The 15,060-nt window shown below is 59.9% G+C and carries 13 protein-coding genes; 5 read left to right on the top strand and 8 right to left on the bottom strand.

The window, feature by feature from the left end; genetic code table 11:
• Window positions 1-2: 2 nt before the first annotated feature.
• From rsmG to mnmE, 3 genes are read right to left on the bottom strand one after another with little or no spacing between them, the layout of a single operon-like run.
• Complete coding sequence (rsmG, locus tag ACWNRM_RS10855; RefSeq protein WP_485170796.1) at window positions 3-584, bottom strand: 16S rRNA (guanine(527)-N(7))-methyltransferase RsmG; 582 nt, start codon at window positions 582-584, stop codon at window positions 3-5.
• Window positions 581-2,437, bottom strand: coding sequence for a tRNA uridine-5-carboxymethylaminomethyl(34) synthesis enzyme MnmG (gene mnmG / locus ACWNRM_RS10850; protein WP_485170795.1), 1,857 nt, complete (start codon window positions 2,435-2,437; stop codon window positions 581-583). The genes rsmG and mnmG overlap by 4 nt, the downstream gene beginning before the upstream one ends.
• 7 nt (window positions 2,438-2,444) lie before the next feature.
• On the bottom strand, window positions 2,445-3,749 hold the full coding sequence (gene mnmE, locus ACWNRM_RS10845) for a tRNA uridine-5-carboxymethylaminomethyl(34) synthesis GTPase MnmE (protein WP_485170794.1): 1,305 nt from the start codon (window positions 3,747-3,749) through the stop codon (window positions 2,445-2,447).
• Window positions 3,750-3,762: 13 nt separating this feature from the next.
• Here mnmE and ACWNRM_RS10840 point away from each other — a divergent pair, with 13 nt between their 5' ends.
• Window positions 3,763-4,209, top strand: a complete 447-nt coding sequence (locus ACWNRM_RS10840) for a methylated-DNA--[protein]-cysteine S-methyltransferase (RefSeq protein WP_485170793.1) — start codon at window positions 3,763-3,765, stop codon at window positions 4,207-4,209.
• A 260-nt stretch (window positions 4,210-4,469) separates the two neighbouring features.
• Here the strand turns inward: ACWNRM_RS10840 and rho are convergent, their stop codons facing one another.
• The 3 genes from rho to ACWNRM_RS10825 all read right to left on the bottom strand — a co-directional run bounded on the left by rho (window position 4,470) and on the right by ACWNRM_RS10825 (window position 7,536).
• Window positions 4,470-5,765, bottom strand: a complete 1,296-nt coding sequence (gene rho, locus ACWNRM_RS10835) for a transcription termination factor Rho (protein ID WP_023978877.1) — start codon at window positions 5,763-5,765, stop codon at window positions 4,470-4,472.
• A 221-nt stretch (window positions 5,766-5,986) separates the two neighbouring features.
• Window positions 5,987-6,553 (bottom strand): hypothetical protein, encoded by a 567-nt coding sequence (locus ACWNRM_RS10830; RefSeq protein ID WP_485170792.1) that lies wholly within the window; start codon window positions 6,551-6,553, stop codon window positions 5,987-5,989.
• Window positions 6,550-7,536, bottom strand: a complete 987-nt coding sequence (locus ACWNRM_RS10825; RefSeq protein ID WP_485170791.1) for a magnesium transporter CorA family protein — start codon at window positions 7,534-7,536, stop codon at window positions 6,550-6,552. The genes ACWNRM_RS10830 and ACWNRM_RS10825 overlap by 4 nt, the downstream gene beginning before the upstream one ends.
• Before the next feature lie 124 nt (window positions 7,537-7,660).
• Between ACWNRM_RS10825 and trpB the strand changes: the two genes are divergently transcribed.
• On the top strand, window positions 7,661-8,887 hold the full coding sequence (gene trpB, locus ACWNRM_RS10820; RefSeq protein WP_485170790.1) for a tryptophan synthase subunit beta: 1,227 nt from the start codon (window positions 7,661-7,663) through the stop codon (window positions 8,885-8,887).
• Window positions 8,884-9,699: a tryptophan synthase subunit alpha gene (trpA, locus tag ACWNRM_RS10815; RefSeq protein ID WP_485170789.1), complete on the top strand. Its 816-nt coding sequence runs from the start codon at window positions 8,884-8,886 to the stop codon at window positions 9,697-9,699. The genes trpB and trpA overlap by 4 nt, the downstream gene beginning before the upstream one ends.
• A gap of 87 nt (window positions 9,700-9,786) precedes the next feature.
• On the opposite strand, the gene ACWNRM_RS10810 is transcribed toward trpA, so the two are convergent.
• Window positions 9,787-10,431, bottom strand: coding sequence for an HdeD family acid-resistance protein (locus ACWNRM_RS10810; protein ID WP_485170788.1), 645 nt, complete (start codon window positions 10,429-10,431; stop codon window positions 9,787-9,789).
• A 294-nt stretch (window positions 10,432-10,725) separates the two neighbouring features.
• Between ACWNRM_RS10810 and ACWNRM_RS10805 the strand changes: the two genes are divergently transcribed.
• Window positions 10,726-11,757 carry a lysophospholipid acyltransferase family protein gene (locus ACWNRM_RS10805; RefSeq protein WP_485172211.1) on the top strand — a complete coding sequence of 344 codons (1,032 nt, stop codon included), beginning with the start codon at window positions 10,726-10,728 and terminating at the stop codon, window positions 11,755-11,757.
• Between the two features lie 40 nt (window positions 11,758-11,797).
• Here ACWNRM_RS10805 and ACWNRM_RS10800 read toward each other — a convergent pair whose 3' ends face one another.
• On the bottom strand, window positions 11,798-13,993 hold the full coding sequence (locus ACWNRM_RS10800) for a TonB-dependent receptor (protein ID WP_485170787.1): 2,196 nt from the start codon (window positions 13,991-13,993) through the stop codon (window positions 11,798-11,800).
• 319 nt (window positions 13,994-14,312) lie between these two features.
• On the opposite strand from ACWNRM_RS10800, the gene ACWNRM_RS10795 reads away from it, so the two are divergent.
• Window positions 14,313-14,972 (top strand): preprotein translocase subunit YajC, encoded by a 660-nt coding sequence (locus ACWNRM_RS10795; RefSeq protein WP_485170786.1) that lies wholly within the window; start codon window positions 14,313-14,315, stop codon window positions 14,970-14,972.
• Window positions 14,973-15,060 lie beyond the last annotated feature (88 nt).

Genomic DNA, 15,060 nt, shown 5'->3' with positions numbered 1-15,060 from the left:
CGTTATTCGACACGTTTGATATCGCTTATCTCGATGATGGCGCCACCTGAAGCGGCGCGATTGTCCAGAATTCTGTGCTGCATGTGCCAGCACCGCTCGGCTTCGGTCAACTCGTCGGGAAAATTTTTACCCTTCAAAAACAGGGCTTTCCCTCCCGGCAGAAGAAATGGTGCGCTCCATTCGAGCAACTGGCTCAAAGACGCCAGCGCACGCGCGGTCACATAGGGGGCCGGGGGAAGTTCGGCCCGCTCGATGCGTTGGGACACGACCTGAGCCTTGACGCCGCAGGCCCGCGCCGCCTCGCGCAGGAAAGCACATTTACGCTGGTCAGATTCGACCATCACCATCTCGGCGTCGCAAGCGATGCCGATCATCAGCGCCGGGAATCCGCCCCCCGAGCCCAGATCGATCACGCGTGCGCCTCTGGTGATGAACGGCATCAGTCTGAGCGAATCCGCGATATGGCGCTCCCACAAATGGGGCATGTCACGCGGGCTCACCAGATTGATTCGGGCATTCCACTTCTCCAGGAGTACCGCGAACACCTCGAGGCGTTCGCGTGTTTCACGTGAAACCTCAATCATGCCACGGCCCTCACATGGGCAAGGAGTGCAATCATGGCGGCAGGTGTGACACCCGGCACACGCTGGGCGGCGGCGAAATTGGCCGGGCGCGCGATAGAAAGGCGTTCCTTCATCTCGCTGCTCAGTCCACCGATACGTCCATAATCGAGATCATCAGGCAGCGCGATCTGTGCTTCATTGGCCAACTGACGTATCTCACGCTCCTGTCGTTGCAGGTACCCCCCGTAACGCGCCTCGGTCTCGACATGGCGCCGTATGCGCAGAGGCAACGCACCAAACCACGGGGCCAGACGGGTCGCCGCTTCCTCGTCCGCCTGCCCTGACAGCACGTCGAGCAGGGACCGCCTGCGTCCATCCTGCGAAACAGCAATACCCTGTGCGGCCAGATCCTGCGGGGCATGGATCGGTGCTCTAGCCTGCTCCATTGCCCCATTGATCGCCTCACGATCCTGCTTCAGCCGCGCGGCTCGCTCTGCACCGACACAGCCCATTTCCTCCCCAATTGCAGTCAGGCGGAGATCGGCATTGTCTGCGCGCAGGCTGAGGCGATATTCGGCGCGTGAGGTGAACATACGATAGGGCTCCGAAACGCCCTGCAAGGTGAGATCGTCCAGCATCACACCCAGATAGGCCTGATCACGCCCCAGCACGAGCGGATCATTGCCGGCCACAAAGCGTGCAGCATTGAGCCCCGCAAGCAGGCCCTGGGCACCCGCCTCCTCATAGCCTGTCGTTCCATTGATCTGCCCTGCCAGATAAAGGCCGGTCATGGCCCTCAGGGCGAGACTGGGCGCAAGCTCACGCGGGTCGACATAATCATATTCAACGGCGTAGCCGGGGGTGACGATACGCGCCTTTTCAAGCCCCGGAATGGAGGCCATCATTAGCGCCTGAATATCGGCAGGCAGGCTCGTCGATATACCATTAGGGTAAACCAGATCGCCACCCGGATTACCGGGAAGCCCTTCAGGCTCAAGAAAGATCTGGTGCCCATCTTTTTCGCCAAACCGGACGATCTTGTCCTCGATCGACGGGCAATAGCGCGGTCCCTTGCCTGCAATCGCCCCGCCATAGAGTGCGGATTTCGCCAGATTATCGCGAATGATCTGGTGGGTCTGTGGCGTCGTGCTGGTGATACGGCATGAAAGCTGGTCTGTGGTGATACGCTCGGTCAGCCTACTGAACGGTTCGGGTACGTCATCACCCCTGTCCTCAGCCAGAGAGTCCCAGTCAATACTGTCGCGTGCAAGCCGTGCGGGCGTGCCGGTCTTCAGCCGCCCCATACGCAGTCCGAGGGCTTCAAGCCTTTCGCCAAGACGCGCTGCCGGACGCTCGCCGATGCGCCCTGCCTGCTCCTGCGTATGCCCGATATGAATGACCCCGCGCAGAAACGTGCCACTGGTCACCACAACAGCGCCGCAACGGACCACGCGCCCGTCTTCGCAAATGACACCTGTGACGCGCCCGTCACGCACCTCGAGATCGGCTGCCTCGCCCGCCATGATGGTCAGATTGGGCGTGGCATTCAGTAGCGCCTGAATGGCATTGCGATACAGAAAACGATCGGCCTGGGCACGCGGGCCATGAACGGCTGGCCCCTTGGAGCGATTGAGCAGCTTGAAATGGATGCCTGCCTGATCGGCTGCCCGCCCCATAAGGCCATCAAGCGCGTCAATTTCACGCACGAGATGCCCCTTGCCGATACCCCCAATGGCCGGGTTGCACGACATGGTACCGATCATTTCGGGCTTCTGGGTCAGCAAAAGCGTTCGCGCACCGAAACGCGCTGAAGCCGCTGCGGCCTCACTCCCCGCATGACCTCCGCCTATGACGACAACATCAAACTCGCTCACACACGCCTCATTTACCAATGCAGAATTGTCCAAATATCACATCCAGAAGGGAGTCGACATCAACTTGTCCCGTCAGTCGCCCCAAGGCGCGCATGGCCAGACGCAGCGCCTCACCCCTCACTTCGGGCCAAAGCGCCTCATGTGCCTGATCGAGATAGAGCAATGCTTCCTCAATTCCAGCCCTGTGACGCGCTCGCGTCAGCGGCGCGCCCACGCCAGCGGTCAGGGCCTTGATACGCGCCCCGAGGGCCTGCTCGAAGCCCTCCATCCCCTCACCTGTCTGGACGCTCAGACCCAGCGTATTATCCAGCGCCGGATACAGATCCACCTTGCTGCTGATCATCATGGCATCGGAACGCAACGGCATTTCGTCCATACCTGCCACGACATGTAGCACCAGATCGGCATGTTCCACGTGAAACATTGCCCGGCGTATGCCTTCCGCCTCGATCTCATCCTCGGTCTCGCGCAGCCCCGCTGTATCGACCAGACGAAGCCGCACCCCCTGAAACAGCCAATCAATCGCGATCACATCGCGCGTCGTCCCTGCGCGGTGCGTGACGATCGCCGCATCATATCCGGCAAGATGGTTCAGCAGGCTGGACTTGCCGACATTAGGAGCCCCTGCAATCACCACGGTCAGGCCACGACGCACGATCTCACCGCGCTTGTCGGAAAGATGCGCTTTCAGGGCAGAGCGAAGGTCGTTGAGGGTGCGCGACAGAGCAAGCTCGACCGCCTCAGGCAGATCCTCATCAGGGAAATCGATCAGCGCTTCCTGATGCGCCAGCAATGTTTTCAGGCGCTCGCTCCAGCCTTCATAGAGGCGACTCAAAGCGCCGTCCGCCTGGGCAAGCGCCTGCTGACGCTGACTCTGGCTTTCGGCCTCAACCAGATCAGCTATCGCCTCAGCCTGAAGCAGATCGAGCCTGCCTGCCTGTACGGCGCGTCGGGTAAATTCGCCCGGCTCGGCTGGTCGGGCGCCAAGCGTTGTCAGGGCCATTGCCACACGATCAATGACGGCCGGACCGGCATGGAGGTGCAGCTCAAAGCCGTCCTCACCTGTATAGGAACGCGGCCCCGGTAGCCAAAGCACCATCGCATCGTCCAGATGGTCGCCCTCATGATGCAGCGCCCGCAGGCTTGCATGACGTGGCTCGGGCAGCCTTCCGCCACATAGCGACGCAAGCACCTCTTGAGCCCCGGCACCACTTGCGCGCATGATAGCGATTGCTGCCCGCCCGGTTCCTGTCGCCAGAGCGAAGATGACCTCGCCCTTGCGCGCTGCCGGGCGTTCCATCGCGTCAACCATGTGAATCCCTTCTATGCCCCAGCTCTCGCTTCATTCCCCCATTGGCCCCCTCACCCTCAGCGAGGATGACGGCGCAATCGTTGCCCTCGACTGGGGTTGGGGGCGCGATCAGGAAAAGACGCCTCTTCTTACCCGCGCCCAGACCATGCTGGAACGCTATTTCGACGGCGAGCACGAAAGTTTCGATCTGCCTCTTGCCCCCTGGGGTACCGCCTATCGCAAAGCCGTCTGGCAGGCTTTGCGCGACGTGCCTTATGGTGAGACCATCAGCTATGCCGAACTCGCCCTCAAGGCAGGAGGCTCGGCCCGGTCGGTCGGCGGCGCTATGGCGCATAACCCCATCCCTATCCTGATCCCCTGCCACCGTGTTCTGGGGCGCAGCCATCTGGGTGGTTATTCCGGCGAGAATGGTCTGGACGACAAGCGCTATCTGCTGCGCCTGGAAGGCGTCCCGGTCTGACCCGCCAGCCCTGTAAAGACACTCCGCTGGCAGGCAAATCCTCTCCTGCCGGATAGAGCCTATAGCAGCATCAGTTGGGTACCTTGCCCCAACATGCTTCATGCAGGCCGCGTTCTACGGCACGATCATCCCTCCGCATGAGGCAAGGAAAACGCGACCAAACCGGGTGGCGTCCACGGCGAAACGCCCCTCGATATCGCCCATAAAAAAACCGCCGGAAGCATGAGCCTCCGGCGGTTTTTCATGACCTGCAGACCAGATCAGTTGTTCATGGCATCGAAGAAATCCTGGTTCGTCTTGCTGTATTTCAGCTTGTCGAGCAGGAAGTCCATGGCATCCATCGTCCCCATGGGCGACAGGATACGACGCAGGACCCACATCTTCGAGAGCGACGCACGATCGACAAGGAGTTCTTCCTTACGCGTGCCCGACTTGGTGATGTCGATTGCCGGGAAGGTGCGCTTGTCGGCAAGCTTGCGATCGAGGATGAGTTCGGAGTTACCCGTACCCTTGAACTCCTCGAAGATCACTTCGTCCATACGGCTGCCCGTATCGATCAGCGCGGTGGCAATGATGGTGAGCGAACCGCCTTCTTCGATGTTACGCGCTGCGCCAAAGAAGCGCTTGGGGCGCTGCAGGGCGTTGGCATCCACACCACCGGTCAGCACCTTGCCCGATGAGGGAACAACGGTGTTGTAGGCGCGCGCCAGGCGGGTAATCGAGTCGAGAAGAATCACGACATCGCGCTTGTGCTCAACCAGGCGCTTAGCCTTTTCGAGCACCATTTCGGTCACCTGCACGTGGCGGGTCGCGGGCTCGTCGAAGGTCGAGGACACGACTTCGCCGCGCACCGAGCGGGCCATGTCGGTCACTTCCTCGGGGCGCTCATCGATCAGCAGAACGATCAGGAACACATCGGGGTGGTTGGCGGAAATCGACGAGGCGATGCTCTGCAGCATCACGGTCTTGCCGGTGCGAGGCGGGGCCACAATCAGGGCGCGCTGGCCCATACCGATCGGGGCGACAAGGTCGATCACGCGTGGCGTATAGTCGCGCTGGTCTTTCTTACCCTTGCCGGTGGGCTGAGGCTCGGGTGCACCGGCCTGCTCGACTTCCATACGCAGACGACGCTCGGGATAAAGCGGCGTCAGATTATCGAAGTTGATGCGCTGACGAACCGCGTCAGGCTCTTCGAAATTGATGGTGTTGACCTTGAGCAGCGAGAAGTAACGCTCGCCATCACGCGGGGCGCGGATCTGCCCCTCAACCGTATCACCGGGACGCAGGCTGAAGCGACGGACCTGGGCAGGCGAGATATAGATGTCGTCAGGGCCGGGCAGGTAATTGGCTTCAGGCGAGCGCAGGAAGCCGAACCCATCGGGCAGAATTTCCAGCGTGCCTTCGCCGTAGATGGCCTGATCATTATCCGCCAGGGTCTTGAGAATGGCGAACATGATGTCCTGCTTGCGCATCGAGGAGGCATTCTCGATTTGCAGCTCTTCAGCATAGGCCAGCAGATCGGCAGGTGTTTTTTTCTTGAGTTCAGCAAGATGCATGAAAAGCGCCTTAGATGGGCTATAGTCCACTGCCCGGACGATGTGGCATCGTGACCGTGACAGATGATCGATCGTGAAAGAATGCCCCGTCAGATGGGCCGCAGAACCGGGCCCGACGATGAGCGAAGACGAAAGGGTCTTGAAATAGGCCGCATGAGTGAAACAGGCGGCTCCTAGACCTCAATCTAATGAGAAATAACGCTTTCTGTCAACAGTTCCGATCACCCGTGCCAAGGCTTCATCATGTATTGACCCGAACCGGCCTCTGATGCACCCAGCCCCGGAATAATGAAAACCAGAGGAGAAGAGCCCACCTTCTCGACATAAGCACCGGAAATCATGGCCGGCGCACACTGCCCGTCGAGATGCAGGGGCTTGGGCAACGCAACGTCAATTGTACACGGAACAGGCCCGGCAAAGCCGGAAGCGGGCTGGCTGCGAACCTGCGTGACGTCCTGCCCGGTCAATTTACCAGCAAGAGACGCTGCCTGAAGCGCGCGACTATCGGCATCGAGGGCAATAAACTCGCCATACAGGCGGTTACCCTCGACGTGATAGCCCATCAGAACGCGTACCGGCTGACGTCCGTTATAGCCGTGTACCTGACCAAAGCCGGGCGCATTTATGCTATCGCCCTCGTATCTGAGAGGCTCCTGCACCAGACGATCCAGTAGCTGCTGCGCCTGCGAACCGGTGGGCTGGAGGGAATGACTTGCCGCATACGCCTCAAATGGCTGAGCCGCGAGAGCGAGGCATACGAGCGGGAGGGAAAAAGCGAAGCGTTTCACGTGGAACGATCTCCAAACCAGCCCCGGCGCCAGAAAATGAAAAGCGGAAGGAGCACCGAGGCAAGCATAAGGCACAACGCATAGTAATAGCCGTAATGCCAATCGAGTTCCGGCATGACCTTGAAATTCATGCCGTAAATACCCGCCAGCAGAGTGGGGGTGATGCCCACAAAGCTGACAACCGTAAGCAGTTTCATCCCGTCATTCTGATCGATACTGATGAATCCAAGCGTTGCATCCAGCAGGAACTGAACCTTGACGGTCATCTGCGCCACGTAATCGTTCAGTGAGGCCACGTCGCGCCCGAGAATACGCAGGCGGGTCTGAAGGGCCTCGCGAAATTCGAAATATCGTGCATCACCCAGATACATGCCAATGCGGTCCACCCCCAGCAGGCTCTCCCGGATGGAAGAGGTAAGGTCACCGCTCTCGCCGAGCTCACGCAGGGTCTGTCGCAATATATTGGCGTTACGGACGTGGCGATTCGGACGTTTGGGCGCAAAGACCGTCCGTGAGATCGTATCGAGCGTATGGCCGTCATTTTCCAGAATATCGGCCAGACGGTTCACGATCGTCTCAAGCAGGCGAATGGTCAGTTCCGGCACATCGGAGAGCGCAAAATCGGCATCGTTGGCCGCAAGATCACGGCTCATGGTCTCGAAGGCGGTGTAGCTGGAATAGCGCAGGGTGATCAGCCGGTCCGGCGAAACGATCATACCCACGGGCCATGCCGTCAGCCGCCCATCGATCACCCGCACCAGGGGCATGGAAAGATAGATCACATCCCCACGCCGGTAGTGGCGTGACGAACTTTCGATCTCTTCCAGTGCGGCCCTGCGCGGCAGGGTCAGCCCGGTCACGGCTTCCGCAAGGCGTATCTCATCCTCATTCGGCTCCACCAGATCGAGCCAGGACACGCCTTTCGCATCATCGGCTGCCAGAATTTCGTGAACCGGCTGCCCGACCGGGTGCGCTAGAAACATCTGGTTTTCCTCTCTGGTTCAGGCGCTTTCACCCAGCGGGTCGGGAATGGACGCAACGCCGCCCCTCTGGTATCGCAGAAACCCGCTCGCCATGTCGATCCATGCCCCGGACAGGATAATTTTCATGAGCTCTGAAGTTCCGCCCCGCCCCAACAGCCTGCGCAACGGCCCCGATCAACGCGGTCGCTTCGGAAGTTTTGGTGGCCAGTTCGTTGCAGAAACACTCATGCCTCTGGTGCAGGATCTGTCGGATGCCTACCAGACAGCCAAGGCAGACCCGGAATTCCGACGTGAGCTGGATTACTATTTCCGCGATTACGTTGGCCGCCCCAGTCCGCTCTGGCATGCAAAGCGCCTGAGTGACGAACTCGGCGGCGCGAAAATCTATCTCAAGCGTGAAGAACTCAACCATACCGGCTCACACAAGCTGAACAATGTGATGGGCCAGATCCTTCTGGCACGCCGCATGGGCAAGACGCGCATTGTGGCGGAGACCGGCGCTGGGCAGCATGGCGTGGCCACCGCCACGGTCTGCGCGTTGTTCGGTCTGAAATGCACGATCTATATGGGTGCCGTCGATGTCGAGCGACAAAAGCCCAACGTGTTCCGCATGCATCTGCTCGGTGCCGAGGTGCATCCGGTAACGGCAGGGTCAGGCACGCTCAAGGATGCCATGAACGAGGCCATGCGCGATTGGGTCGCCAATGTGCACGACACATACTTCCTTGTCGGCACGGTGGCCGGGCCGCATCCCTATCCGGAGATGGTGCGCGACTTCCAGTCAATCATCGGCATCGAAACGCGCGAGCAGATGATGGCCGTCGAGGGGCGCCTGCCTGATGTGCTGGTGGCCGCCATTGGCGGTGGCTCCAACGCCATGGGCCTGTTCCATCCCTTCCTCGACGATGAATCCGTGCGCCTGATCGGGGTCGAGGCCGCTGGTCATGGGCTGGATAGCGGCTTCACTGCGGCGTCCATCTCGCGCGGTCGCTCGGGCGTACTGCATGGCAATCGCACCTATCTGCTGCAGGACGAGTTCGGCCAGATCGCCGAGGCCCATTCGATCAGTGCCGGGCTGGACTATCCCGGCATCGGGCCGGAACATTCCTGGCTGAACGATATCGGCCGCGCCGAATATGTGGGCGTGACCGACAAGGAAGCCCTGGAGGCCTTTCAGCTTCTGACGCGCACCGAAGGCATTATTCCAGCGCTCGAATGCGCGCATGGTCTGGCTCATATCATGAAGATCGCCCCCTCCATGTCGCCGGATCAGATCATCGTCCTCAACCTGTCGGGCCGTGGCGACAAGGATATCTTTACCGTCGCCGAGCATCTGGGAGTTGCGCTGTGAGTCGTATCAAGGCCCGTTTTGAATCGCTCAAGGCAGCAGGGCGCGGCGCGCTCATTCCCTATCTTCAGGCCTATGACCCGGATCTGGAAACCTCTCTCGCCCTGCTCAAGGGCATGCCCGCAGCGGGAGCCGATCTGATCGAGATCGGTGTGCCCTTTTCCGATCCATCAGCCGATGGCCCGACCATTCAGGCCGCCGCGCTGCGTGGCCTCAAAGCAGGCGCTACGCTGGCCGGGGTGCTCGATATGGTGCGCGCCTTCCGCGAAACGGATAATGAGACGCCGATCATCCTGATGGGCTATCTCAACCCCATCGACAGCTACGGCCCGGCACGCTTCTGTACCGATGCTGCCAAGGCGGGTGTCGATGGTCTGATCATCGTCGACCTTCCCAAGGAAGAGAGCGATCTGCTGTCAGGCGATGCGCAACGCTGCGGGCTGGATATCATCCAGCTGGTTGCGCCCAACACGCCCGACAGCCGCTTACCCTATCTACTCGATACCGCATCGGGCTTCATCTATTATGTGAGCATCACGGGTATCACCGGTACGCGCACGGCAAGCACCGGTGAACTCGCAGCAGCGCTCCCGCGCCTTCGTGCCGTCAGCCCCCTGCCGGTTGCCATTGGCTTTGGCATCCGCACCCCGGAACAGGCCGCGCAAGCGGCTTCGGTGGGTGATGCCGCGGTTGTGGCCTCAGCCCTGATCGCAACACTCGCCGGCACGCTGGAGGATGGAAAGGCAACCGCAAAAAGCGTTTCGTCCGTTTTGGGTCAGCTGGCAGACATCGCCAAGGCTGTACGCCAGGGCTGAACGTCGCCTTCACGAGCATGTCTTTGCAAAAAAGGCCGCCCTGACACCATGTCGGGGCGGCCTTTTCTTTGTCGGATCGTCGGGAATTTACTTGCCGGCGCGCTTGAGTGACATACCGAACGCCACGGCCGAAATTCCGCCGAAGATCAATTCGATGGCTATGAAAGTCCCGATCAGCCAGAGACCAGACCATGGCAGGGTCACGAAGATGAACACCCCGGTGAACAAGGCAACCGCCGCACTGAGAATCATCGTCCACCAATTGGCCACCTGACGATGCGCCGCAGCCCAGAGCCCACGCATCACGCCCGATGCCATGAAGCATCCAGCCAGAAACGCGGTGAGAAACAATGACCCCGTTTCGGGCTCCTGAATGAGCAGAATACCACCCAGCACATACAGAAAGCCCATCAGGGCAGTGATCCAGAACCGCGATCCGGCCACGTCACGATGGGCAAAGCTTTGCGCCAGATAGGCGACTCCTGAAAAAATGAGCAACATACCCATTACGACAATGCTTGCCAGCGTCGTGACGACGGTATCAAGAAAAGCGAACACCCCAAGCAGGACAAGCGCAACACCGATGCCAATGAACCAGTTTGGTTTCAGCTTCGGCGCGAAGGGCGGCAGACCCGGGATATCACCTCCGGGGAAAATCCCACCGGGAAGGCTGCCGCCGGGAGGGTCTTTTTCGCGGGTATTCGGTTCAGGGGAATTGCCAAAGCCAGACATGTTGCATCTTACCTTTCTTTACCAACACTACGCATGACGAGCGTCACAGGGCGCAAGGCGGCACTCTAAAGAATACGTTACCCGGGCATGCCTCCTTCATTACACCAACCTCGCTTGGGATTACGCCTCCCTGAAGAGCAGGATGTTTCACGTGAAACATCGTCCTGACCGCGATATCGGAACAGATAGGTATGAGGCAATCTCAGACAATCGGTGCGTATTGACTACGCTCCCGACACAAGAGACCGACGCAGGCGATTGTCACATTTGCTTCGTGACAGTATTGAACACTCCATGCGCGTGAAAAACTTTCGAGACCGCTTCGCTGGACTGCTTTCAACCCGGGTTGGCGCCTCGACGAGCCAGCACGCGCGCCGTTGCCCACACCCTGTATTGACTGAGGGCACTCTGGCCGACGGCCCTCGCTCCGGAACAAACAAGGTCGCAGCGGCTCGCGCACTCATTCGTTTGGCTGGGGTTGTCGTCTGGGTGCCGCTCTCAGTGGGTTTCGAGGCCCTGTTGCTCCCCATTCCTGGCGTTCTCAAGATACGCTGGACGCGGGTCATCTGGGGCGTACTGTGCAAATTGCTCGATCTGGATATCCAGATCATCGGCACCCCCGTCGGTACAGTCGGCGGGCAAAAAGGGCGCAATCGGGGTGAGCGCCCCGTTATCTATGTCGCCAACCATTCGTCCTGGCTCGACATCCCTGTACTGGGAACCAAGATCTATTCCGTGTTCGTAGCCAAAGGCGACATCGAACGCTGGCCCATCATGGGGCTGGTCTCCAAGATCGGACGCACCATTTTCGTGAGCCGCAATCGGAGCACAACCGGGCGTGAGCGAGACGAAATGATCACGCGTCTTGCGACCGGAGATAATCTGATCCTGTTCCCTGAAGGCACATCCTCGGACGGGTCACGCGTGCTGCCCTTCATGTCCACGTTCTTCGCGATCGCAAAGCTGCCACGCCTGCCCAAAAATGCGCCGCCCGTGGATATGCCCTCTTACCCGCCCGGACTGACGCCACTCATACAGCCTATCTCTCTGGTTTATGACCGGCTGGAGGGTTTACCCGTCACACGCACCCGACGCGCCATTTTTGCCTGGTATGGCGATATGGATCTGGGGCCTCACGTCTGGCAATTTTTGAAAACACGCAACAAGCGGGCGACTGTCCTGCTTCACGCGCCGCTGGCACCAGAAGACTTCCCCAGCCGCAAGGCACTGGCCAATGCCGCATGGTCTGCCGTCGCACGCGGCGCCGCAGAATTGCGCCAGAACCGGGATACCATGACGGGTTGGCAGCCTGATCTATCGCGCTGACACGCGCGACGGCCAGAACACGACGATCATAACACAACCATCAGAAATCGATTTCTGTCGTTGCGTGATAGCTTCGGGGCAAGCCGGCAACTGCCGAATTCGTGGCATTGGTGCCACCATCGACGGAACTCGGATAGACCGAAGCCCAGTATCGCGCATTGGTCACATTGCTGACCCCGAAGCGAATGACCATCGGCACGCGATATACGTGAAAGCCATAGCGCGCACCCAGATCAAGGGTCGTGAATGAGGCGACGAAACTGCGGTTCTCATTGTCTGCTGCGCGCCTGCCAACAACATGCACACTGGCATTGACCGCGCCACCCCGCATCCAGCCGGGATGATAATCGAGCAGGATATTGGCCTGCACCGGAGCCACCCCCACAACCTGCTTGTGCGATGTCAGTGCAGAGCCTGTGTTGCCAACCTGCGCATCAAGCCAGGTGACACCCCCTATGACACTCAGTGCTTCGCTGACCCGCCCTGCAACCTGCCCCTCGACGCCATAATTGCGTTGTGTTCCCGCCTCGCGATACAGGCTGCTCACCGGATCGGTGAAGGCAAAACCACGTGTCATGCGAAAAGCCGCGGCACTCAGCATCACCCCCGACGAAGGGCGGTATTTTGCGCCCACCTCATATTCTTCCGAGCGCAGCGGTGCGAGCACGTCATTGGCATTCCGGCTCGACGCCGGGGCAACCGGCCCCGCCTGAACAGACCGCCCCCAGGTGCCGTAAAAGCTCGTGTGCTCGTCAAGCCGATAGATCAGGCTCGTCATGGGAGTGAAAACACCAGAGGCGTTATAGGCGGCGGTCGTGACGCCATTGCGGTTGCGGCTCGTCGTGTCGAGCCAGCTCCAGCCAAGTGTCGCCATGATGGAAAAATGGCGGTTCAGCGCCATCGTATCCCCCAGAAGAAGGGATTGTGTCAGGATCGACGCGGATTGATAGCGCCCCGAGAAATAGGGCTGTGTCCCTGCGAATACGGTCGGGGCCCCGATAAGGGCCGTTCCCAGTATCGTGCTCGCCCCTGCGGTCGGATTGAAATTGCCCATGCTGTAACCGTTCGAGCCGAGCACCAGCTGATGCACAAAACGCCCAGTGTGGAACCGGCCATTGACATAGGCGAGGTTCGACCAGACCCGGAAATCATTGGCGGTCGTTGCTGCTGTAATGGTGGTGCGATATCGCCCCGTATCGTCAAGCAAGGCATTGGTGACACCAAAGACATTCCGCCAGGCATCCTGATACAGGCCGCCCAGCGTAAGCGACCAGTTCTCGTTGAATGTGTGGATGACCTTGGCCAGCGCCGTATTGGTTGACGCATTATACCCCGCAAAATCCTGGCCATATCCCTGCTGCGAGAGATCGGGTGCCTTGGGCAGGGAAAGCCCCGTGGCAAAGGTGAACCCTCCGGCATAACCACGCTGGGCATAGCTGTACTGGCTGGCGTCAATCTGGATCGTCGTCTTGTTGTCGAGCCTGAAATCGAAGGCCCCGGCAATCAGCCCGCGTCGCAGATGCGTCCCGGGGGCATAGGTCGTGCCAGACTGGTTGAGCATCGTCACACGATAGCCAAACCATCGCCCATGTCCCACCCGCCCTGATGCATCGAGTGACTCCAGGGGCGCACCCGCCGAGTCCACTCCGAACACCAGACGCTCGCGGGCGTGATCTGTCGGGCGGTTCAGCGTGTAGTCGAATGTCCCCGCTGGATTCTGCGGTCCGTACAGCGCGCCCGACAACCCGTTGAGCACCTGGAGAGAATCGAACATTTCGGCAGCATAAGGGGTCGTGATCACCATATTGAGCCCGTCCATACGGGAATTGGCGATCACATCCGCTTCGAAGCCCCGCGATTGCGGACGGCTGGTATTGGGGTCTCCCCGCATTTCGAGCTGCACCGAAGGCAGGTACTGCACCAGATCATTCGCATTGCGCGCCTGCTGGTTCACGATCACATCCCGTGGGACCGCCATGATGGAAAAAGGCGTGTCCAGCAGCGAGCGCGTGCCCAACGGCCCGAGAGACGCATCATGACGGCCATAATCAGCCCCCATACCGGATGCCTGACGACCGCGCACAATCACATGCTCGTCTCGTTGTCCGGTCTGGAGCTCTGGTTTATCCGGGCCTTGCAGCGACGCTGCCTCGGCCTCGCCTGAGTCTGTGGCTATATTGACGCTGCCCCAAACCAGCAGGAGCAGCAGGGCGGAGCGGGTAGAGTGATCGTACATAATCCGTATTCATGCCGAAACGAATGCCCTCTTGCCAGTCCGCCTCGCGTTGCTTGAAGGGTTTTTGCGCCCAAGTCTTGCGTAATATGCCAGCTTCCGCTGTCAGAAGCCCCCGCCTATGGCCGGGGTACCGGCTACCAGATCGGGACTACGCAACCTGTCGGTGAATTGCGTGAAAGGCTGACCACCCATGTCTCACGCCCCCTTTTCATGGGGGTCAACATGGGGCAGCCTGCACACGCCCATCTCTCCCGCCGGTGAGATGGAACAGTCGACCATTTTGCTCTGACTGACACCCAAGAAGGACAAGAACGCTCCCATGGTTTCGATGACAACGCGCGTGACCCGTCGCTTGCTGCGCCCCGCATTGACTGCCCTTCTTCTCGCTGCTCCGGCTTCGACGCTTTACGTTCCCCATGCCGCAGCGCAGGCAGTGATCACGGGCAACCAGAGCATGACCGCAACGGTCGAGACGATCGACCCGGAAACACGCACCATTTTGCTGCGTGACAAGAAGGGTGGATTGCTCAACCTCACCATCCCCAAGGATGCAAAGGACCTTCCCCATCTTGAGGCTGGAGACCAGATTTCGGTCCGTTTCTTCCAGACGATGGCAGCCGATATTGCCGCACCCGGCACGCCCCTGCCGGAATCGACCGTGTCATCCGCCAAGGGTTATGCCCGTCGTCACCCGCATGGCACACTCGTCTCGTTCCAGCGTCAGCGCGTGAAGGTCGTGGCCGTCGATGCCGCTGCCCATAAGGTAACGATCATCGATCATGCCGATATCACACGCACCATCACTGTGCGCCAGAAGGCGCTTCAGCCTTTGCTGAACAGCCTCAAGACCGGCGATGACGTTGATGTGACGACGATGGATGCCGTGTCGTTTTCCGTGCTCAACCGGACCGTCAATGGCGATGTCTCGGTTACCGAAAAGAGCGGCGAACAGACTCCGTCAGTAACACCTGCTCACTGACTATCCAGGCAGGATGCAGGGCTTTGACCTGCATCCGCAAAGGGGTGAGCCCCTTCAGTCCCCGTTTTGAACCAGACAGGTTTCCAAA

It is taken from the genome of Asaia sp. A2, assembly GCF_057319415.1.
Note: the sequence above shows the minus strand (reverse complement) of the source record. Positions and strands in the feature narration are given on the sequence as shown.